Annotated in this window: 17 protein-coding genes; 6 read left to right on the top strand and 11 right to left on the bottom strand. The window is 53.9% G+C overall.

The window, feature by feature from the left end; all coding sequences use genetic code 11:
• Window positions 1–79: 79 nt before the first annotated feature.
• The gene (locus KB213_RS05000) at window positions 80–1,354 is read left to right on the top strand and encodes an SLC5/6 family protein (protein WP_211680888.1); all 1,275 of its coding nucleotides are present in this window, start codon (window positions 80–82) and stop codon (window positions 1,352–1,354) included.
• 327 nt (window positions 1,355–1,681) lie between these two features.
• On the opposite strand, the gene rsmI is transcribed toward KB213_RS05000, so the two are convergent.
• Entirely contained in the window at window positions 1,682–2,617 is a 936-nt protein-coding gene (gene rsmI, locus KB213_RS04995; RefSeq protein WP_211680887.1) for a 16S rRNA (cytidine(1402)-2'-O)-methyltransferase, read from the bottom strand.
• Between rsmI and KB213_RS04990 the strand changes: the two genes are divergently transcribed.
• Entirely contained in the window at window positions 2,602–3,969 is a 1,368-nt protein-coding gene (locus KB213_RS04990; protein ID WP_249110234.1) for a penicillin-binding protein activator, read from the top strand. The two genes, rsmI and KB213_RS04990, sit on opposite strands and share 16 nt — an antisense overlap.
• A gap of 49 nt (window positions 3,970–4,018) precedes the next feature.
• Here the strand turns inward: KB213_RS04990 and KB213_RS04985 are convergent, their stop codons facing one another.
• From KB213_RS04985 to KB213_RS04970, 4 genes are all read right to left on the bottom strand, one after another.
• Entirely contained in the window at window positions 4,019–4,399 is a 381-nt protein-coding gene (locus tag KB213_RS04985) for a hypothetical protein (RefSeq protein ID WP_211680886.1), read from the bottom strand.
• Window positions 4,400–4,563: 164 nt separating this feature from the next.
• On the bottom strand, window positions 4,564–5,478 hold the full coding sequence (locus tag KB213_RS04980) for a lysophospholipid acyltransferase family protein (protein ID WP_211680885.1): 915 nt from the start codon (window positions 5,476–5,478) through the stop codon (window positions 4,564–4,566).
• Window positions 5,475–6,446 (bottom strand): tetraacyldisaccharide 4'-kinase, encoded by a 972-nt coding sequence (gene lpxK, locus KB213_RS04975; RefSeq protein WP_211680884.1) that lies wholly within the window; start codon window positions 6,444–6,446, stop codon window positions 5,475–5,477. The genes KB213_RS04980 and lpxK overlap by 4 nt, the downstream gene beginning before the upstream one ends.
• Window positions 6,443–8,311: a glycosyltransferase N-terminal domain-containing protein gene (locus KB213_RS04970; protein ID WP_211680883.1), complete on the bottom strand. Its 1,869-nt coding sequence runs from the start codon at window positions 8,309–8,311 to the stop codon at window positions 6,443–6,445. The genes lpxK and KB213_RS04970 overlap by 4 nt, the downstream gene beginning before the upstream one ends.
• A gap of 172 nt (window positions 8,312–8,483) precedes the next feature.
• Here KB213_RS04970 and KB213_RS04965 point away from each other — a divergent pair, with 172 nt between their 5' ends.
• Together KB213_RS04965 and KB213_RS04960 are read left to right on the top strand one after the other, a co-directional pair.
• Complete coding sequence (locus KB213_RS04965) at window positions 8,484–10,244, top strand: glycosyltransferase family protein (RefSeq protein ID WP_211680882.1); 1,761 nt, start codon at window positions 8,484–8,486, stop codon at window positions 10,242–10,244.
• 144 nt (window positions 10,245–10,388) lie between these two features.
• Entirely contained in the window at window positions 10,389–11,348 is a 960-nt protein-coding gene (locus tag KB213_RS04960) for a glycosyltransferase (protein ID WP_211680881.1), read from the top strand.
• A gap of 20 nt (window positions 11,349–11,368) precedes the next feature.
• Here the strand turns inward: KB213_RS04960 and KB213_RS04955 are convergent, their stop codons facing one another.
• The 3 genes from KB213_RS04955 to KB213_RS04945 form a co-directional block, all read right to left on the bottom strand.
• Window positions 11,369–13,117, bottom strand: coding sequence for an ATP-binding protein (locus tag KB213_RS04955; protein WP_211680880.1), 1,749 nt, complete (start codon window positions 13,115–13,117; stop codon window positions 11,369–11,371).
• A 5-nt stretch (window positions 13,118–13,122) separates the two neighbouring features.
• Complete coding sequence (locus KB213_RS04950; protein ID WP_211680879.1) at window positions 13,123–13,848, bottom strand: response regulator; 726 nt, start codon at window positions 13,846–13,848, stop codon at window positions 13,123–13,125.
• Window positions 13,849–13,929: 81 nt separating this feature from the next.
• Window positions 13,930–14,910 (bottom strand): cysteine synthase A, encoded by a 981-nt coding sequence (locus KB213_RS04945; RefSeq protein WP_408903721.1) that lies wholly within the window; start codon window positions 14,908–14,910, stop codon window positions 13,930–13,932.
• Window positions 14,911–15,078: 168 nt separating this feature from the next.
• Here KB213_RS04945 and KB213_RS04940 point away from each other — a divergent pair, with 168 nt between their 5' ends.
• Window positions 15,079–15,471: a rhodanese-like domain-containing protein gene (locus KB213_RS04940; RefSeq protein ID WP_211680877.1), complete on the top strand. Its 393-nt coding sequence runs from the start codon at window positions 15,079–15,081 to the stop codon at window positions 15,469–15,471.
• Here KB213_RS04940 and KB213_RS04935 read toward each other — a convergent pair.
• Together KB213_RS04935 and mtnA are read right to left on the bottom strand one after the other, a co-directional pair.
• Window positions 15,447–16,391, bottom strand: a complete 945-nt coding sequence (locus KB213_RS04935) for a DUF2272 domain-containing protein (RefSeq protein WP_408903715.1) — start codon at window positions 16,389–16,391, stop codon at window positions 15,447–15,449. The two genes, KB213_RS04940 and KB213_RS04935, sit on opposite strands and share 25 nt — an antisense overlap.
• Before the next feature lie 118 nt (window positions 16,392–16,509).
• A complete protein-coding gene (gene mtnA / locus KB213_RS04930; RefSeq protein ID WP_211680876.1) occupies window positions 16,510–17,616 on the bottom strand; it encodes an S-methyl-5-thioribose-1-phosphate isomerase in 1,107 nt (368 codons plus the stop codon).
• Window positions 17,617–17,810: 194 nt separating this feature from the next.
• Between mtnA and KB213_RS04925 the strand changes: the two genes are divergently transcribed.
• Window positions 17,811–18,926, top strand: a complete 1,116-nt coding sequence (locus KB213_RS04925; RefSeq protein WP_211680875.1) for a glycosyltransferase family 4 protein — start codon at window positions 17,811–17,813, stop codon at window positions 18,924–18,926.
• Window positions 18,927–18,946: 20 nt separating this feature from the next.
• Here KB213_RS04925 and KB213_RS04920 read toward each other — a convergent pair whose 3' ends face one another.
• A complete protein-coding gene (locus KB213_RS04920) occupies window positions 18,947–19,942 on the bottom strand; it encodes an aldo/keto reductase (RefSeq protein WP_211680874.1) in 996 nt (331 codons plus the stop codon).
• Window positions 19,943–19,986 lie beyond the last annotated feature (44 nt).

Genomic DNA, 19,986 nt, shown 5'->3' with positions numbered 1-19,986 from the left:
AAAAATACTAGTTTATCCCTTCAAAAAGCGCACTTCACGCAGGAAACCATGAGGTCCGGCTTCATGGGGGGATATTTTTATGTGTTCGCAAACAGTACCATCGCAGGGTGGTGGGCAGTCCGTCCGATTTGATGGAACCGATATTGGCTGGACGATTATAAGCATCGGCATGGCGATTGGTGCTGGCATTGTGTTTTTGCCAGTGCAAGTAGGGCTGGTGGGCATTTGGGTGTTTTTATTGTCTTCGGCCATTGGTTATCCGGGGATGTATTTATTCCAGAGGCTTTTCATCAACACGCTTGCTTCTGCGCGTGAAAGCCAGACCTACCCAGATATGATTGCGAGTTATTTGGGCCGTGGGTGGGGGCGTGCGCTCGGTGTTTTATATTTTGTGATGATTACGATTTGGCTGCTGGTGTATGCGACGGCCATTACCAATGACAGTGCGTCTTACCTACGCAGTTTTGGAGTGACGCATGCGCTTTTGTCGCATTATGCATGGTATCCGCTGATTTTAATGTTTGCGTTGGTTGGGATTGCCTCACGTGGGGAGAAAACCTTGTTTAAGGTTTCTACTCTACTTGTGTGCACGAAGCTCTGCATTATTGCTGTTTTGGGTTTCTTGATGATTTCCCGCTGGAATCTGGGTAATATTGGGGCTGTACCACCGGTTGGGACTTTGATTGGGCAAAGTGTGATTACATTGCCTTTTACGCTGACCTCGATTTTGTTTTTGCAGACTTTAAGCCCAATGGTGGTGTTTTACCGGGCGCAAGAACAATCACCAGAAGTGGCGCGGTATAAAGCCTTGCGGGTGATGAATATCGCATTTGCTATTTTGTTTGTTGTTGTCTTTTTCTATGCGGTATCGTTTTCATTAGCGATGAGCCATGCGGATGCTGTGGCGGCTTATAAGCAAAATATCTCGGCATTGGCGATTAGCGCACAGGTTTTCGGTGGAAGCTGGGCGACGTATATCGGCGTTGTGCTGAATATCTTTGCCGTCATGACGGCATTTTTTGGCGTATATTTAGGCTTTAAAGAAGCGTGCCAAGGGCTTTTTACGTCTATTGCCTCGAAGTGGCTGCCTGAGCAGCGTATTCAGCCGAATGCTTTAGCTACAGGAATTGCATTGCTGGCTGTAGCTTTGGCCTATGGAGCTATTGTTGCAAACTTGCCGGTCTTGTCTTTTACGGCGGTATGTAGCCCAATTTTTGGTTTGATTGGCTGTTTAATCCCCGCATGGCTGGTGATGAAAACTCCCTCCTTGGTGCGCTATCGTGGGGTCAGCCTGTACTTTATTGTGGGTGTTGGGGTTTTGTTGGTTGTGTCTCCGTTCTTGTCGCTGCTGTGAGGTGATGTTTGGTGTTCTTTTGCTCAGAAAGAACCGAAAAGCGTATGATTGTTTGGCGGCTGCGATTTTGATGGTGCATTGTTCTCTTACAAATGCTCCATCAAAATTTTACGGCCATGTCTCGAATGAATGTGCAGCATGACTGTTTGAGGGGACAATTTTTCGCGTAAGTGACTGGTTTTGCGATCATAGCTACTCATTTTGGGCAACGGCTTGCTGAGTGGGGAAGGGTGTCAAATCCTTGCTGGGGACCTAGCGGCCCCCGTTAATGGTACTCTTTGCACATATTTGCGGTAATGATCGAAGCAAAAGAGGGGCGTGTTGGCTTTACCCCTCGCGGGAGAGTTCTAGGGCGCGGCTATAAACGGTTCGCTTGGGGAGTTTGACCATGCCGGCCACCAAAGATGCGGCGTCTTTGACCGAGTGCTGTTGAAGAGCTTCACGCAGCAAAGTGCCGAGGTCAGCGGCGCCGGTATCGGTTTCGGATGCAGGGCCGATAAGCAGGGTAATTTCACCGCGCGGTGCATGTTCTAAAAAATGTTCGTGCACGGATTGAAGGCTACCGCGCACCATTTCTTCAAAGCGCTTGGTAAGTTCCCGTCCGACGGCGGCTTCACGCTCTGGGCCAAACACGCTGATGAGATCGGCGAGGGAGGCGAGAAGGCGGTGTGGGGCTTCATACCAAATAAGGGTAGAGCGCAGACCAGCTTGCTCTGCCGCGCGCAGAGCTGAGAAAGTGCTGGTACGAGCCTCGCTTTTAGGGGGAGGAAAGCCAAGGAAGGTGAAGGGATGCGGAGGGAGGCCTGACAAGGTCAGTGCGGTGATGACGGCATTGGGGCCGGGTGTGGTGCTGACGGGGATGTGTGCATCAATGGCCGCACGGACAAGGCGAAAGCCGGGGTCGGATACGAGTGGGGTGCCTGCATCGGAGACAACGGCGAAGCGGGCGCCTGCATGGAGCTTTTCTAGAAGAAACGGAATCTTCTCTGCTTCGTTATGATCGTGCAGGGTATAAGTTGGTGTGGTGATTCCGTGTGCGGTGAGCAGTTTGGCTGTGACACGGGTGTCTTCACACAGTATGGCTTCTACATTGCGGAGAGCCTCAATTGCTCTGGCGCTGATGTCGCCAAGGTTGCCGATTGGGGTTGCAACTAATATCAGGGAGCCTCCCCCAGCCGGGTTGGCCTCGGTGAGCGGGGCGTTCGATGGTGATACGGCCACCTCGCTTAAGGGAGTTTCAGCAGACCATGATTGCTCGGACATCTGTATCCTCGACCAAGAAGCGCAAAGTGTCTTTGCAGGAAGTAAAGCGTTCCTGCTTAGACCCTGTAGGGGCGGGTATGCCAAGGCATTTTCGTACGGTAATGGCGCTTGGTGCTGTTTTTGGCCTCGCAGCATGTGCGAATAATGGTGGTGAAGCACCCATTTCGGCTCCCGGTGTGCAGGCACCGTCACAGCTTGGGCAGGCGCATGCGCCAAGCGTCGGGTTGGTCTTGCCTTTGAGTGGTCGTTTTGGCGCAGTAGGCCAGCGTATGCGTGATGCGGCAAAGCTGGCTCTTTCTTCCTCTGGTGCACCTGTGCTTGATGTGCAGGATAGCAATGGTGTGGGCGGACCTGCTGCTGCTGCACAAACGGCGTTGTCTCATGGGGACGCATTGTTGCTGGGGCCTTTAACCGCAACGGAAACCGCTGCTGTTGCCCCTGTGGCAGGACAGGCAGGTAAGCCGGTCTTGGCTTTTACGAGTGATTCGACACAAGCACGGCCAGGTGTCTGGGTGATGGGCTTAACACCGGAGCAGCAGGTGCGCCGGATGGTCGATGCGGCCCGCGCCACAGGCCGCAAAGCCTTTGCGGCGTTTTTGCCAGATAATCCTTTAGGTCATGCGATGGCCGATGGATTGAAGGTGGCGTGCCGTGATGCATCTTTGAATGACCCGCAAATTGTGTTCCACACGGCAGATGCTGCGAATATCAGTGACAGCCTGAAAAGCTTGTCTAACATTGCAGCGCGTCAGCCGACGGCGTCTGTTGTGCCTGTTGCAGCTGGGCCATCGGCTATTGATCCGACGGCAGAAGGGGGGGCAGCAGGATCTGTGCCAGCATCGCCTACGGTAGGGCAGTCTACGCCTTCAGTGGCTCCGCCGCCATTTGATGCGCTGCTTTTAGCGGATACGGGCTTGGAGTTGGCTCAGGTCATTTCTGCACTACAGGATGATCATATTGCAGCATCGCAGGTGCAGATTATGGGGCCAGCGCTGTGGAAAGCGTTTGATACGAAGTTGAGCGCGCTGCATGGCGCATGGTTTGCTGCGCCGGATGCGCGTGACCGTAATGGCTATGTCGCCCGTTATAAGGCTGTGTATGGTCAGGCACCGTCACCCGTGACGGACTTTGCCTTTGATGCTGCGGCTTTGGCGAATGTTGTCGCGCGTACTGGCAGCGTCGATACGTCTGCATTGACGCATGGTAATGGTTTTATGGGTGTGGATGGGTTGTTTCGTCTGCGTCCTGACGGCCATGTGAGCCGCAACTTGGCTATTTTCCAGATCCGCCAAGTTGGGGGTTCGTCTATTGTGGTTCCAGCATCGCGGGATGTTGCATTGCGTCCTTCGTAAGGAGGACGTTTCCCTGCGTCGTCGTAATAGGGCGACGGCGCAGTGGACTTTAAGCGGCGTAAATTTCTGCCGTCGGTAAGACAGGGCGGATCGTATTAAGTGCGACTTCGAAGCTGGAATAGCTGCCCAGTTTATGCTCGCGCAATTGATCAATCAAAACCCAGCTCATCCCTTGTGGGCGCAGCATATAGGCTGGTTGTGGATTTTCCCGGACCCAGACGAGGATGTGCTCGATGGCGGCGTTGTCACGCGCATCGTCCTGATGGGTAGTTGTAATCTCAGCATCGAAAAGGCCCATGCGCAGCCCAGCTTCTAACCAACGTGACAGATATTCACGATGGCGTGGAAGAACCCCTTGGCGCAGAGGAACGATGTTGGAACATCTGGCAACCTGCTGAGAAACATGCTGGGAAGTTGCCTGTTGTGGCATCAGGGAAACCCTCCGCGATCTGGGAAAAAGCCCGGTTAAAAACTTACTACATGCAAGCTAAGGGGCTAAAACGCCTTTTCACAACAGGAAACTTCACAAAAGTGCCTTTTTGCGCAACAAACATTCATGGGTGTGACAATTCTGCCATGCAATAAACGCATAGCTCAGGGGGTTGTTGCAACCTGACGGTAGAGCGCCTTGTCCCAGCGGCGGTGCAATAAGAGCCATGAGCCCGGTTTTGCGCGGATCCAGCTTTCAAGGCGGTCATTCAGTGTTTGGGTGAGGGTCAGTACGTCTTGCTGTCGGTTATCGGTGGGTGTCGGGCTGAAGGGCGGATCAACGACGAGGACGAGTCGAGCCGGACCGTCACGACGGACATGGCCTGTGACAATCAGCGCATTATGGCGCAGGGCGAAAACGGCAGCTGCGGAGGCCGTCATGGCGGGGCGGCCAAAAAGCTTGGCTTCGACCCCGTCGTTCATTTTTTGGTCGCCAAGAATGCCGAGATGCCCTCCTTGGGACAAATGCCGCAATGCGCTGCGTGCTCCTTTGGCTCCTTTGGGGAACATAAGGGCTTCTTGCTGCATGGTGCTTTGGCGTAAATCACGGATGAGTTGGTCAACTAAAGGGTTGCTGGCGGCACGGTAAAAAGACGCGAAGGGGAGGCCATGATGCGCAACAGCGGGGGGCATCAGCTCCCAGTTGCCAATGTGGCCGGAGAAAAAAATGACAGGGCGTCCACTCTCACGGGCAGCGATAAGATGTTCTTCGCCTTCTATGGACCAGCCAGCGCCGTGAGGGGCGTTATGAGGCAACCGGCCGATATGGGGTAGTTCGGCAATAGTGCGGCCGAGGTTATCCCAGCATTCACGGACAATTTGGCGGCGTTTTTGGGCATTATACTCAGGAAAAGCCAATTGCAAATTGCGGTCTGCAATGCGTGAAACGGGGATAAGGGGACCAAAGGTTCGGGCGACGGCACCGCCAAGATTAGAAGCTGCGGCGGGAGAAAGGTGGCGGAGTGCGCAGAGTAGGCTTTGTAAGAGAGTATGCTCAGCGCGTTGTAGAAAATTGGTCATGTAAAGAGTTGGTCCAAAATTTTGTCAGGAGCGGTTGGATCTTCCCACAGAACATCGATGCCAATGATGACAGTATGGGCGCGGAAGGTCGGGGGCAGTTTCACGGCGTCTTTGGCTGTTGTGACGAGGGTTGTATTGGCTTCTAAACGCAGGGCATCCAAGCGCTGAATATCGCGGGGGGTATAGCTGTGGTGGTCTGGGAAACTCAGCGTGCGTACAGGGTCGACTCCCGCGTCTCTCAACATGTTGAAAAATTTGTCGGGGCGGCCAATGCCAGCAAAAGCAATGACGCGGACGCCTTGTAAGCGGCGGATTTCCGGGCCGGGAATGAAGCGGGCATGTAGGATGGGGAGAGAGGTTAAGCGGCGGATGTCTCTCTTATCGTCTCCAATGAGGACGATGGCTTGTGCTCGTGCAAAAGCAGCTTCGAGTGTTTCACGTAAAGGGCCGGCGGGGAGGACCTGTTGATTACCAAATCCACTTGCACCGTCGACGATGAGTAGGGAGAGGGTTTTATCCAAGGTCGTGTTTTGGAACCCATCATCCATGACGAGGCAATCTGCTCCCTCGCTCACGGCTAGTTTGGCCGTTTCACCACGGTTGGCACCAATCCATGTGGGGGCACATGCTGAGAGGAGCATGGGCTCATCGCCGACATCTCTCGCGGTGTAACGGCTGGGGTTTACGGCAAGGGGGCCGCGCTGCTTACCGCCGTGGCCACGGCTGAGAATATGAGGCGTATGGCCACGCGCTTGTAAACGGCGAACGAAATCAAGGGTAAGGGGTGTTTTTCCTGTGCCGCCAGTGGTGACGTTACCGCAGCAAAGAACGGGTACAGCAGCGTGATAGCCCGGTTGCGTGCTGCGCCGTTGTGCAACATGGCTGACGATGGCACTGGCGGGGCGAAGCGCACGTGCGGCGAAGTTGGGTTTGTCAGATGTCCAGAAGCGGGGGGGGCGTAACCTCATCGCTCCAAACTCTCCAGAATAGTGGCGGTTAATGTATTAACGATGCGGGCTTCAGGGACAGGTTTTAAGGTGGTAGTGGTTGGTCGATTCAGCCATTGGGCTAAGCTGTCAGCATTGTTGACTGTCTGCAATGTTTCCGCAAGCTGTATGACGGCTTCGCGCCAGTTGCTCATATGGGGGCCAGTTGCAGTAGGTACGCCAAGGCGCAGGGGCTCGAAAGGATTATGCCCGCCGCCGGGTGCGGTGAGCGAATGCCCGATGAAGCATGAATCGGCTAAGCGGTAAAATAATCCTAATTCACCGAGAGTATCTGCCAGAAAAACAGACATGGTCTTGTCAGGGTCATGTCCAGCCTGTCGGCTAGGAAGATTAAAGCGTGCAGCGAGCTCTGGGCCGCGATTGGGGTGGCGCGGTACTAAAATTGTTAGCAGTGTTGGTTGTTGTTGGCGTGCCTTTTCAGCTGCTTGGAGAATGATCTCTTCTTCACCGGGATGGGTGGATGCGGCCACAAAAATGGGGCGTGTGCCGATAAGATCACGGAGCCGTTTAAGCTCTGTAGGGTCATGGGGAAGTGGAGCGGCGTCTCGTTTGAGGTCCCCGTAATTATAAACGGTTTTGACGCCGAGGGCGCGGAAGTGTGCGGCATCTTCTGCACCGCGTGCGGCGACCCATGTAAGCCGTGAAAAGAGTGAGTGCACAAAGGGACGGAACCGCTGCCAGCGGCGGGCGGAGCGGTCTGATAGGCGACCGTTCACAACCATGATGGGAATATGGCGGCGGGAGAGTTCTGTGATGATGCCGGGCCAGAGTTCACTCTCTACAAAGACGGCACCTTGAGGAGACCAGCGCTTGAGAAAGCGTTTGATCCAGCGCGGCACATCATGCGGAATGAATTGGTGCGTGACCCGTATGCCAATGGCGGGGTGCTGCGCCATGATTTCGCTGCCGGTCACAGTTGCCGTTGTAAACAGGATATGCAGGGTGGGGTCTGCGGCGAGCAAGGCATCAAGGAGTGGGCGGGCGCAGAGTGTTTCCCCCACGCTGGCGGCGTGAATCCATAATGTACGTTGTTTTTTGGCGGACGCAGCTTGAGTGAGGCCCATACGCTCACGCAGTCGATTAGGAAGCTCCTTGCCACGACGTAATCGTAGCCGTGTCATGATGGTGAGGGCAGGAGCAAGCGCGGTGCCGATGCCTGCCCAAAGCTGCTCAATGATACTGTGATGTGCGTGCGCGCGTTGAGTTTCGGCTTGTATGTTCGCGTTGGATAGGGCGGCGCGTAGCGTAGCGGCGTCAGGTCGAAGAATCGGGGTTGTGGGAGCGATAACACCACGCCCAAAAGGTAGGGGAAGGCGTAAGCGGTCCCATGATGGGAGGTGTAGGCTCGTACAATCCATCCCAACAGGGATGAGCGGACGGCGCGCTATGCGGGAAAGGGCTTCTGCGCCGGGCTGGATGCTTTCTGCGGGCCCCCTCGGACCATCGGGTGTGATGCCGATATGCCCGCCGTCGTTGATGATGCGCAGTGCAGCACGCAGTGCGGCTGCACCGCCTTTATCTTTGCCGCGTCGGGCAGTGGAACCGTGAATGGCGGTGATGTTCCACGGCCGGATAGCTTCTGCAATGAGGCGGCCATCTGCATTGCGGGAGATAAAAGCGTAGAGGCGCAAGTCCGCGTTACGGGTACGCGCCCAAAACCAGAGGGCGGGGGCAAGGGTCAGGTGACGATGCCAAAACGCTACGACATAGCCTGCATGTGGCTGCGTGATTGCGGCACGCCCCGCAGATGTGCCGGTGATCTGCCACCGCGTGGTGCGCAGACAGAACCCAAGCCAGAGATGAATGGCACGCGCTGCAAGTGTCATGCTGCATCCGGTAGCACGGACCAGCCTGTGCGGCAAAAGGGATCATGAACGTCTAGAGGTGTGGCATATAGGATATGACGTAAATGCAAGTGAGGTTCTGTACTGGCCCATAGCAAGAAGAGCTGTTAAAGGCGGCCGTAACTTATGCAAATGCTCGACTTTCAGGACAACCATGACTGACTTCTTCGTCGTTCAAGATCTTCTTTTGCCCGGTATGGATTTCTCGGCGCCTGTTGAACTGTACGCTCGCGGAAATGATCATGTGTCGTTCCGATTGGCAGAACGAAAAGCTGTGTTTCAGCCAGGTGGTCGTGCCTTTTTCGATACATATTATAACGGCATTTCTGTTGGTGCGTGGAAGCGCATGACGACGATTGATAATGTTTCGGTGCTTTTAAAAGGGCATGGGAATTTTATTTTGCGGGCGGGGATACACCGTTTAGGGCAAGCGTTCCGGTGGCTTACAGAGCAAGAGATTGAACTGGCCGACGATCAGGACACAATCGCGGAACTGCCATGGGCAGAGCTTGATGACGGTCTTCTGAAAATTCAGCTGGAAGCAGTCTCTGATGGTGAGTTGAGTGGAGGGTGCTTCGTAACGTCTTCCACTCCACAGCGTGACGTTAAATTGGGTGTGGTGATCACCCATTTTAACCGTCAATCTTTTGTGGTGCCCGCCATCCGCCGTATTCATCAGGAGCTTTTGCAGCGGCAAGACTATGCGGGAAAAATTGACCTGATTGTGGTGGACAATTCCAGTAATTTGACCGCAGAACAAACAGAGGGCGCCATTCATATCCCGAACCTTAATTTAGGTGGTTCTGGCGGTTTTACACGTGGTTTGCTGCATCTGGTCGATTGCAAAGATTATACGCATTGTTTGTTTATGGATGATGATGCGTCTTGTGAGATTGAATCAATCCGTCGTGCGTTCACGTTGCAGCAATTTGCACGGGATCCAAAACTTGCGATTTCTGGCGCGTTATTGCGGGAAATGGAGCCTTATCGTTTGTTCGAAAAGGGGGCTTCTTATGAGCAGGGATTGGTCCGTCCATTAAATACTGGGCGGGATATGCGCGATGTGGGAGAGCTGTTGCTTGCAGAGCGACAAGAACATTATAGCGCATATGGTGCATGGTGGTTTTTCTGCTTTGATTTGAAGCAGTTCCGTCATTATCCATACCCATTCTTTGTGCGCGGTGATGATGCACTTTTTGGTCTGCTGAATGATTTCAAAGTAGAGACGATGAATGGGATTTCTTGTTGGGGAGAAGACTTCCAACTGAAGGAAAATCCGTTAACGCGTTATTTGGGCTTACGCTCTACATTGGCTATTATGCTGATGACGTCAGACATGCCGAAGCAGCGTGTATTCCGCATTATGCTCTCGTGGTTTTTGTCGAGTATTCTGTCGTATAATTACAGTAGTGCGCAGGCGATTATTCAGGCAGTCCGTGATGTTTCCAAAGGGCCAGAGTTTTGGTTGGAAAACATGGATATGTCAGAAATTCGAGCTGAGTTTGGCCCGTTAAATGCAGAAGAAAAGCTAACTAAGGTGTGTTTGGCCGATTATGCCTTGGTTCATGGCGGTGTGCATGAATGTCGTTTGCGGCGTTATATTCGTCTGCTGTCGTTGAATGGTTTCTTATTGCCTGCGGCGTTGATTCGAAAAACAACAATGTTGGACCATAAGGCATTTCGAGGAACATTCCGTAAAATATTCCGTCATAGTAAAGTCATGTATTTTTATGAGGCAATGGATCTCGGGTATGTGGCTGAATATGACAAGAAGCGTTTCTTTAAATTGTCAGCATTATTTTTGAAAACATCACTTCGCTTTTTGAAGGATATGCCTCGTTTACGCCGTGATTATCAAAGTGGGATGTCTGATATGACAACGGAGAAATTTTGGAGAAAGATTTACTCTTTGTAATAGGGTGCAATCTGAATTTAGTAGAATAATTTCAGATGTAGGGATATGCCCACCCATCGGCAGTGGTGGGCATATTATTGTTGTATGAGCTTCGCCGTTTAAACATGACAATTGACTGGTCTAAGGTAGGGTTTTTTAAGTGTTATGTCGGTAGAGTATCCCAAAATTGCCGCCGTTATTGTGACGTGTAATCGTTTTGATAAGCTTAAAACGACGCTTTCTAAAACATTAGCTTTGCCGTTTTCATCAGTGGTGGTCATTGATAATGCATCACATGATGAGACGCCGAATTATCTTCAGTCCCTGAGCGATAAGCGCTTATGCTGTATTCGTCAGGAGAAAAATTTGGGAGGGGCTGGAGGCTTCGCTCTGGGGTTCCAAATTGCAGCGGACCATACAGATGCTGAGTGGCTTCTGTGTTTCGATGATGATTCTTACCCACAGCCCGATGTGTTTGAAAACTTCATAGCGTTGCCGCTGACGGAGGATGTCGGGGGCGTTGCTGCTGCTGTGTATTATCCGGACCAAACAATCTGCCCAATGAATAGGCCAGGCGTTAATATTTTTGGTTCGCCTTTTTCTGTTTGGGAAAAATTGAAAAAAAACCAAGGAGCTTTAGGTCTTCCTGATTCTGCTTATGCCTCATCCGAGTCAGTAGAGGTCAGTTTTTCATCTTTTGTTGGTTTTTTTGTTAGACGATCTTTGGTGAAAAGAAGTATTGGGTTACCGGATAAAGATCTCTTTATTTATAGAGATGACTCTATTTATACGCTCTCCTTAACCAAAAAAGGGTATAAGTTACTTTTCGCGCCTGATGTACGTTTTGTGCATGATTGTGGAACGCCATCAGCCGGACGGCGCGTTTATAATCCATTGTGGAAAGCGTATTATATTATCCGCAATGATATGCCATTTTTCAAAAAAATATCGGGCATGTATTTTTGTCTTTTACTGCCGATGCTGTTTTTTAAAAGCATTCGTTCGACGTTTTTTTATCGTAAGCCGTGGTCATTTTTGCATGTTGCATTAGTTGCAACGTGGGATGGCTTACGAAATGACTTCTCCAAATCTCATAAGGCCGTTCTGGAGTTGGCTGAGCGCTAATGTGAGCGCTCAGGTGGTTGTTATACGGCGAGTGTCACGATGGCACGTAATCCGCCTTCAGCACGGTTTTGTAAATACACGTCTCCACCTTGTCCGCGTAAAATAGTGCGGGCGATTGAAAGGCCTAGGCCTGTGCCGCCTGTCTCACAATTGCGGCTCGCATCTGTACGCACAAAAGGTTCAAAGACGCGTTCAAGGTCGTCTGGTTGTAGGCCCGGTCCATTATCTTCAATGAAAATTTTAACGTGTTGGTGTTGCTTTTTCTCAGCAGGTAGCAGGGTGACGTGCGCGCTCCCGCCATATTTGAGGGCGTTGAGGATTAAATTATTGAGCGCGCGTTTGAGTGCGACGGAGCGGGCGCGGATTTGCACTGGAACTTTGGGCAGAACAACGCGCAAGAGGTCCGCTTTATGTGGATGACTTTCGCTGGCTTCATCCATGATGGTTTCAAGAAGAGCGCGTAGGTCGAGCGACACGAGGGGTTCATTGGCTGAGCTATCGCGCCCGAATGCTAAAGTAGAGGCGACCATCGCTTCCATCTCATCAAGATCAGCCAAGACTTTGTTACGTAATTCATCGTCATCAATGAATTCGGCCCGGAGTTTGAGGCGGGTAATGGGGGTGCGTAAATCGTGGCCAATGGCGGTTAGCATGAGGGTGCGGTCGCTCACGAAGCGTTGAATGCGGCGGGCCATGGTGTTGAAGGCGATGGCTGCGCGTTGGAGCTCAGATGGGCCGTGTTCTGGTAGGGAAGCGGTACTGCTGTTCATGTCTCGGCCGAGAGCTTCTGCTGCGCTGGCTAATGTCTCAATAGGAGCAATCATACGCCGTATGAGCCAGACGATGAGTGCACTGCCGACGATGGACGTAATGAGAAAAGCAAGGACGGTTCCCGGTGTACCAAAGGGGTTTGGCAAGCCGAGTGTTAGACGTACGACGACCCATGTTTTGCCATCTGGTAAAAGTAAAGATGTTGAACGTGTGCGGAGGATGCTGCCGGCACGTGCTTCAACGGGATACAGTGATGGTGGCAGCAGTGCCCAACGTAGCAGCAGTGGAATTTCGTGCTGTGGCACATGCATGAGAGGCCGTGGAGTACGGTTTTCTTCGTTAGGAATGGATGACGAAAAAGGCTGTGGTGGCAGGATCATTCTTCCCATGTCGTCATGAAAGGGAAGATGAGCTTGTGGGTTGGGTTCACCGTTTTCGTGCGAGAGAAAAGTGTTGGGTGGGGGAGGCTCATGGTCCTGCATGGAGGGTCCAGGCATGGCGGGCCGCAGCATGGGGTCCATCATGCCATCAGGCATGGTATTGGGAGCGGGTGTAAAGCCGGGCATTGGGCCGAATTGGGGGACGCTACCCGGAGTAAAGGGGCCGTTATGTTCGGGTGTCGTGTCACTCGGCATTTCGACCGAGGGGCGATGATCCGAGAATTGTGATGATTGATTTGGAGGCGTAGGGAAATTGCGTCCTGGTAGTGGAATCGGGTGAGTTGGTAAGACGGGATCAGGCTTGTCGAGCAGTGCAACCGTCAGATTGTCGGGGAGGCTCAAGTCTTTGAGCAGTGCAGCCCGGTCTTCAGGGTCCGCTTCGGCGAAGGTGCAATAAATCGTAAATGTTTGAAGTTGGTAATTATGCAGTTCTGCTCGCTCAGTCGTGTCGAGCCGGTCCATCGCATGGATGAACAAGCTCGTTATTTCCACAACGGCCAGCCCGACAATCAGTAAAAGGCTGGTACGGGTCACAAGGGAGGTGGGGAGCAGACGCATAATGTTTAGGCGCGTTCAACTTCAGCGGCGAGGACATAACCACCGCCACGGACGGTTTTGATGACTTGTGCATTGCGGCCATCATCTTCGAGTTTACGGCGCAAGCGGCTGACGGCTACGTCAATCGCACGGTCAAATGGCCCAGCCTGACGACCGCGCAGCAGTTCCAGCAACATATCACGCGTGAGCACGCGGTTTGCGCGGTCTAGTAATGCCATGAGCAGATCATATTCACCGCCGGTGAGTGAAACTTCCGCGCCTTGTGGATTGAGTAGGCGGCGGCGTACGGGGTCCAACGTCCAGCCGGCGAAGAAGAGCTTACGGGTGTCAGCCGCTTGGCGCTGTTCGCTGGTTTCGGTCGTGCGGCGGAGAACAGCCCGAATACGGGCCAGAAGTTCGCGCGGATTGAAGGGTTTGGGTACGTAATCATCTGCGCCGAATTCAAGGCCGATAATACGGTCTGTTTCATCGCTCATAGCCGTAAGCATGATGATGGGAACGTTGTCTTGTGTGCGGAGCCAGCGAGCGAGTTCGAGGCCGCTTTCACCCGGCAGCATGAGGTCGAGCACAATGAGTTGGTAATGGCCGGCGGTCCATGCCTTGCGCGCTTCTCGGCCATCACGCGCCGCTGTGACACGGAAGTGGTTGCGCTCAAGAAATTTGGTGAGGAGTTCGCGGATTTCGCGGTCATCATCAATAACGAGCAGGTGCGGCAGTGTTTCCGTCGGCATGGTGGTCTCTCTTACAGGGCTCCTTGTGCCGTAGTGGCCTTCATCGTGGGGCGGGTCAGGAAACCACGCCCCGTTTCACCGTTAGGCCAGCCAGTGTGGGACGGGCAGGTTTTTGGCGCGAAGGAACTCGGGATTAAAGAGCTTCGATTGATAGCGTGAACCACCGTCGCACAGAATTGTAACAATCGTATGTCCGGGACCAAGTTTCCGCGCTGTACGGATGGCAGAGGCAATATTAATGCCGGAAGAACCGCCGAGTGAGAGGCCTTCCTCTGCTGTCAGGGCGAAAATATGCTCCAAAGCTTCGGTATCAGGGATACGTTCCGCATCATCTGGTGCGCTCCCGTCAAGATTCGCGGTCACGCGCGATTGCCCGATTCCTTCTGTGATGGAGCCGCCAGCGATGGAGAGATCATTGTCTTTGACCCATCCATAAAGGCCAGAGCCTTCCGGGTCAGCCAAGACAATGCGCGGTGCTGCTTTTTGTGCGGCTTTGGCTTGGTCCCGAAGGCCGAGGGCGATGCCCGCTAAAGTGCCCCCCGTGCCGCAAGCGCAAGTGAAGGCATCGACCCTGCCTTGGGTTTGCTCCCAGATTTCAACCGCGGTTGTCGTACGGTGGCCTTCACGGTTGGCCGTATTATCGAACTGGTTGGCCCAGAACGCTCCTGTTTCTTCCGCAAGGCGGCGGGAGAAATGTACATAATTGCCCGGATCACGGTAAGGTTTGGCAGGAACAAGGCGTAGGTCAGCGCCAATCATGCGCAGGAAGTCGAGCTTCTCGCGGCTTTGTGTTTCCGGCACGACAATGGTGGCCTTGCAGCCCAGTGCTTGTGCCACGAGAGTTAGGCCAATGCCGGTATTACCCGCTGTGCCTTCAACGATGGTCCCGCCTGGTTTGAGTAAGCCTTTGGCAAACGCATCCTGTATGATGGCAAGAGCTGCGCGGTCTTTGACAGAGCCGCCGGGATTCATGAACTCGGCCTTGCCGTAAATGTCACAGCCTGTTTCTTCAGAGGCGCGCCGTAGACGGATCAGCGGGGTTCCGCCAATGGCGTCAATCATGCCGGATGCCGCATGTGTCCAGCCGTGTGAGCGGTAGTGCTGGGAAGCTGTGTCGGTCATACTGTCACTCCTGACTGGGGTGGCGCTGACCACTAACGTGGTGCATGTGCCTGACCAATGGTATGTTTGATCTAATTAGAGCGTTTTTTGCAGAGATGAGGAAGAGGCATGAATATTCTGACAGCCAAACAGGCTTGGGCGCGTTTATCGGAAGAACCAACACCCGTTCTTATTGACGTGCGTACCCCGCAAGAGTGGCAATTCATTGGCCTGCCTGATGCAGAAAAACTGCCATGTCCTTTGGTGTGTTTGACATGGGCCCCTGACCAGGAAGAAGCATTCGTTGCGGGACTGACGCAAGCAGTGCCTGACCGCACTCAGCCGGTTTTGTTTTTGTGCCGCTCTGGTATGCGTTCACATCATGCCAGCACATTGGCGGAACATGCCGGGTATGAGCATGTGACGAATATCGCCGATGGTTTTGAGGATAAGCACGGGCCGGGAACGGGTTGGAAGGCTGCGGGCCTTCCGTCCGCTCATAAACCGCTATCAGGTTCCTGATCCGCGTCATAGCGGACTTCCAGCACGGCGCACCACGGGTAACGGCTATCGTAGCTGTGCCCGGTTTGGTCTGCGATTTGACCCGCGGTATCCGTGGGGACGTGTGTTAGTGCAACGGTATCATCCACATTGCCGCCGATGATGCTGAGTTCATGCCCAAAAGGCTGTGTGTTTTGATTGGTTGCGGTGACGATGCCGCAATGTGCAGGAAAGCCGTAGCTGGTTGGGAGCATGGAGAAGGTGACTGAGCGGCTATGCCCTCGGCCAACGCAAATTAGATCCCCAATTTTAGGCGCGTAGCTGCCCGGCGCATGTGCGCTGACGCCGTTAAATTGCCCACTTGCAGCGGCGTTGATGTAGGTGGAGTGGTTGGGTGAGTAGGGGAAGCGTTCATTCGCTCCTGCGACACGCATGACGTAAGAAATAAACGCAGCTGACCATGCGTAATGCGCGTCATTTTCGGGCGCAAAGCGTTGCCCTTCGGCATTGGTCTTGCCCGTCCAGCCGACTTCTGTTTCAGCGGGGTCTTGGCCGATCCACCAATACTCCCCGATACGCTGCCACAGCCCGGGGATACGTTCTGGTTTTAAGGCTGGGGAACTGGCGTCTGAGCGATTTTCTGGGTCATCATCGGCAACGGCAGAGCCGAACATCCGCCACTCTCGCATGGCGATTGCTGCGACGTCTTGGCGGTTAAATGGCTCAAAATTCCGGCTAGCGAAATCGGGCACATGGGGATCATAGCCGATAGGGCCGGTTGAGCCGTTGGCGTATTGGGCGGTTGGTGTTTGCGTTGGTGTCGCGTGTGGTGTGGTTTGTTCAGCACACGCGCTCAACACACAAAGGCTGATGAGGCTAAGTGACGCTGCGCGTGTAGGCAGTCGCGTTAAGACATAACGGAATATGGGTGACGATGTCACAGTGATCCTCCTGCGGCGTTGTGCACCCATACGCGACGGCGCGATGTGGTGGTGGGGGTGAGCCATATTGTGAACGGCAACACCCCTATAGCGTCAAGATGGCCTGTTGGTTTCCCGTTCAGGCTGGGTTGTTCTCGGCTGGGAAAAGGCCGCGCAGCCCGGCTTCTGAGGCATCACAGCAACCCCGTTCGGTGATGAGGCCAGTGACGAGGCGCGCGGGGGTGACGTCAAACGCCGGATTCGCACCGTTGCTTGCCGGTGGTGCTACGCGTACGCGGCCCGGTGTGCCGTCGGCCTCAAGGCCGGTGACGTACAGCACTTCGTCTGCGCTGCGTTCTTCAATCGGGATTTCTTTTACACCGTCCCGTACACGCCAATCGATGGTGGAAGAGGGGAGGGCTACCCAGAAAGGAACATTATTATCGTGTGCGGCGAGGGCTTTAAGGTAGGTGCCGATTTTGTTGGCAACGTCGCCCTGTGCGGTCACGCGGTCTGTCCCGACGATGACGAGGTCAACTTGGCCAGCCTGCATGTAGTGGCCGCCAGCATTATCGGCGATGACGGTATGCGCAACGCCATGGCTGCCGAGTTCGAAGGCCGTTAGGAGGCTACCTTGGTTGCGTGGGCGGGTTTCATCCACCCATACATGCACGGGAATGCCTTCATCATGGGCCATATAGATCGGGGCGAGGGCAGTGCCCCAATCCACTGTGGCAATCCAGCCAGCATTGCAGTGGGTCAGGACATTGACGGTACCTTGCTTGCCTTTTGCTTCCCATGCCTTGCGGATGAGTTCTAAACCGTGGCGGCCAATGGCTTCATTGACGGCAACGTCTTCATCGCACAGTGCATCGGCTTCAGCGTAACCAGCTTCGACGCGTTGTGCGACGGGAACAGTGCGGAGATGTTTGACCATGCGCTCAATGGCCCAGCGTAGATTGATGGCGGTGGGGCGTGTTTCCACCAGGCGGTGCGCGGCGGCTTCTAAAGCGGCATCGGAAGCATCGTTTTGCAGGGCAAAGATTAGTCCATAGGCAGCAACGGCCCCAATCAGGGGAGCACCACGTACCTGCATGCTGCGAATGGCATGGGCGACGGCGTCTTCATCACGCAGGGCAAGTGTTTCGACTTCCCAAGGGAAGCGGGTTTGATCGAAAATACGGATGCTGTTCCGGTCATCGGTTGGGCGCCAGAGGCTGCGGTAAGCGGTGCCGTTAATTTTCATGGTGATGTACTGTCCTCAAAGGGTGGGCAGAGAGGGGAGACGCAGTCTCCATAGAATGAATGTGTCAGATGTGGGGGAAATAGCCGTAGGACTCAAGGGGATTTACACCGCTACGATCCACGAAAAACGCTTACGGTCTGCTCTAGGTCAGTATAGGAAAGGGAGGCTGAAACCGCGCATGGGGTCTTGAAGGTATGTTTGGCAGTTTCCCGAGAGTTCTGACAATCCTGCCTCCGAAGGAGTGTTATGATGCGGGGGCTGCAGGGTCTATTGCCTTGTTGGTCAGTCGTTTGGCGGCCAAGGGGGATTGTATTCTTGGTCGTAAAATTGATGGAGAGCCATTACCGGGCGGGACGTTTATTAGCGTGCCAGAGTTGTTTCTGCCGTTTATGCCGCGCTGGCGTTATCTTTTGGGCTGTGTGCGTGCGGTCCGTACGGTGCAACCGGATGTTGTAGAGGTTCATAACCGTCCCGGCTTGGCTCGGATTTTGGCGCGCTTTGTGCCTGTACGTTTGATTTTACATAATGATCCGCAGACGATGCGTGGTTTGACGTCCGTAAAGTTGCGTGAGCGTACGGTGCGGGCCATGCAAGTTTGTGGCGTTTCAGAGTGGGTTGCGCGTCGGTATAGTGAAGGGCTGGCGGCAGGTATTGGGGCTGTTGAGGTCCAGCATAATGTGATTGATGCGGCGACTTTGCCTGCGGAGGTCTCGAAGTGCCCATTAGTCGTTTTCGCCGGGCGTGTTGTTGCGGATAAGGGTGTAGATGCGTTTGTCCGTGCTTGGCAGGCGGTGAGATTCTCCTTTCCAGAGTGGGACGCTGTGATTGTGGGGGCGGACCGCTTTGGCTCTAATACGCCAGAGACACCTTTTTTGGCCGCTCTGCGCCCGCAAGCGGCTGCTGCACAGGTGAGTATGTTGGGTTATAAGCCGCATGCTGAAGTCATGGCTTTAATGGCAGAGGCAAGTATCGTTGTTGTGCCGAGCCGCTGGGCGGAGCCGTTTGGCATGACCGCGCTAGAAGCTATGGCGTGTGGCTGCACAGTGATAGCGTCACGCAAGGGGGCGTTGCCGGATGTTGTTGGGGATACGGGTCTTTATGCAGACCCAGATGCAGATGGTATGTTCGAAGATGTTTTGACAGCGGCTTTGCAAGATGCCGCATTACGTGCGGGGTTAGGCCGTGCGGCGAAGGCGCGTGCTGTTTCTTGCTTTGGGCTGGAAGGGGCACGGAAAGAGCGTGATGCACTACGCCATGCAGCGCATCACAATGCCCCTTATCAGGCCGTATGGTCAGCGCAAAAGCGCTGACGCGAGAATTCGAGCAGTGACTAGCTGCGCTCTGGTGGGGCCATATAGGTTGGGTCGATAGCTTCTGGCACGTGGCGTGCGAGAATAGCATCAACCTTTTGTTTTTCGTCTTCTGTCAGAGACCAACCAAAGACATCATTAACGCCATTTACTTGTTCAGGCTTACGTGCGCCCCATAGGCCGATGACGGGACCGCGATCAAGAACCCAGCGCACAGAAAACGCTAAGAGAGATTTGTTGCGTTGTGCGGCCATCTCTTTGAATTCATCAACGGCTGCCAGATAGGAGAGGAAGCGTGGTTTGATGAATTTCGGGTCATTGGCGCGCAAATCATTCTCTGGAAATGCCGTCTCTGCGGACATTTTTCCGGAGAGTAGACCGCGGCAGAGCGGGCCGTAAGCAAGGACCACGGCATTATGCTCTTTTGCATAAGGCAGGATTGTTTTTTCCGTCGTGCGTTCGAAGAGGTTGAGCGGTGGTTGGATCGTGGCGATGGGCGCGACTTCGCGGAAGATGTCCATTTGCTCGGGGGAGAAATTGCTCACACCGAGCGCGCGGATTTTGCCTTCGTCACGGAGCTTTTGCAGTTCACGCGCGCTTTCATCGATGGGTGTTTTTGTGTCTGGCCAGTGAATTTGCTGGATGTCGATTGTGTCAACGCGCAGGCGGCGCAATGAGTCTTCGACTTCTTGGCGAATGCGTGCGGGGCGTGAGTCACGGAAGAGTTTGCGGTTCTCTTCTTCTGCCGTCCAGTTAATGCCGAGCTTTGTTGCAACGACGGCTTGGTGCGGCTTTTCAGCCAGTGCACGCCCAACGACTTCTTCCGAATGACCGAAGCCGTAAACGGGTGCGGTATCAATCAGGTTGATGCCGGCATCAAGTGCCGCATGGATGGTACGGACGGCGTTATCATCGTCCGGGCCACCCCACATCCAGCCGCCAATAGCCCAAGTGCCGAGCGCGACACGTGAGACAGGTTTTTCGAGGCCAGAGATCTGAAGAGTATCGGTTGCCATAATATCGCTTCCTTCTACGCTTTGAAACGGATGGTATCGTTTAA

This window comes from Neokomagataea anthophila, assembly GCF_018122595.1.
Lineage (GTDB): Bacteria > Pseudomonadota > Alphaproteobacteria > Acetobacterales > Acetobacteraceae > Gluconobacter > Gluconobacter anthophilus.
Note: the sequence above shows the minus strand (reverse complement) of the source record. Positions and strands in the feature narration are given on the sequence as shown.

What these genes read in the sequence shown, in the direction of transcription:
- KB213_RS05000 (WP_211680888.1), top strand. Translation starts at nt 80, where the DNA reads ATGTGTTCGCAAACAGTACCATCGCAGGGTGGTGGGCAGTCCGTCCGA.
- KB213_RS04990 (WP_249110234.1), top strand. Translation starts at nt 2,602, where the DNA reads ATGATTGCTCGGACATCTGTATCCTCGACCAAGAAGCGCAAAGTGTCT.
- rsmI (WP_211680887.1), bottom strand. Translation starts at nt 2,617, where the DNA reads ATGTCCGAGCAATCATGGTCTGCTGAAACTCCCTTAAGCGAGGTGGCC.
- KB213_RS04985 (WP_211680886.1), bottom strand. Translation starts at nt 4,399, where the DNA reads ATGCCACAACAGGCAACTTCCCAGCATGTTTCTCAGCAGGTTGCCAGA.
- KB213_RS04980 (WP_211680885.1), bottom strand. Translation starts at nt 5,478, where the DNA reads ATGACCAATTTTCTACAACGCGCTGAGCATACTCTCTTACAAAGCCTA.
- lpxK (WP_211680884.1), bottom strand. Translation starts at nt 6,446, where the DNA reads ATGAGGTTACGCCCCCCCCGCTTCTGGACATCTGACAAACCCAACTTC.
- KB213_RS04970 (WP_211680883.1), bottom strand. Translation starts at nt 8,311, where the DNA reads ATGACACTTGCAGCGCGTGCCATTCATCTCTGGCTTGGGTTCTGTCTG.
- KB213_RS04965 (WP_211680882.1), top strand. Translation starts at nt 8,484, where the DNA reads ATGACTGACTTCTTCGTCGTTCAAGATCTTCTTTTGCCCGGTATGGAT.
- KB213_RS04960 (WP_211680881.1), top strand. Translation starts at nt 10,389, where the DNA reads ATGTCGGTAGAGTATCCCAAAATTGCCGCCGTTATTGTGACGTGTAAT.
- KB213_RS04955 (WP_211680880.1), bottom strand. Translation starts at nt 13,117, where the DNA reads ATGCGTCTGCTCCCCACCTCCCTTGTGACCCGTACCAGCCTTTTACTG.
- KB213_RS04950 (WP_211680879.1), bottom strand. Translation starts at nt 13,848, where the DNA reads ATGCCGACGGAAACACTGCCGCACCTGCTCGTTATTGATGATGACCGC.
- KB213_RS04945 (WP_408903721.1), bottom strand. Translation starts at nt 14,910, where the DNA reads ATGATTGACGCCATTGGCGGAACCCCGCTGATCCGTCTACGGCGCGCC.
- KB213_RS04940 (WP_211680877.1), top strand. Translation starts at nt 15,079, where the DNA reads ATGAATATTCTGACAGCCAAACAGGCTTGGGCGCGTTTATCGGAAGAA.
- mtnA (WP_211680876.1), bottom strand. Translation starts at nt 17,616, where the DNA reads ATGAAAATTAACGGCACCGCTTACCGCAGCCTCTGGCGCCCAACCGAT.
- KB213_RS04925 (WP_211680875.1), top strand. Translation starts at nt 17,811, where the DNA reads ATGTTTGGCAGTTTCCCGAGAGTTCTGACAATCCTGCCTCCGAAGGAG.
- KB213_RS04920 (WP_211680874.1), bottom strand. Translation starts at nt 19,942, where the DNA reads ATGGCAACCGATACTCTTCAGATCTCTGGCCTCGAAAAACCTGTCTCA.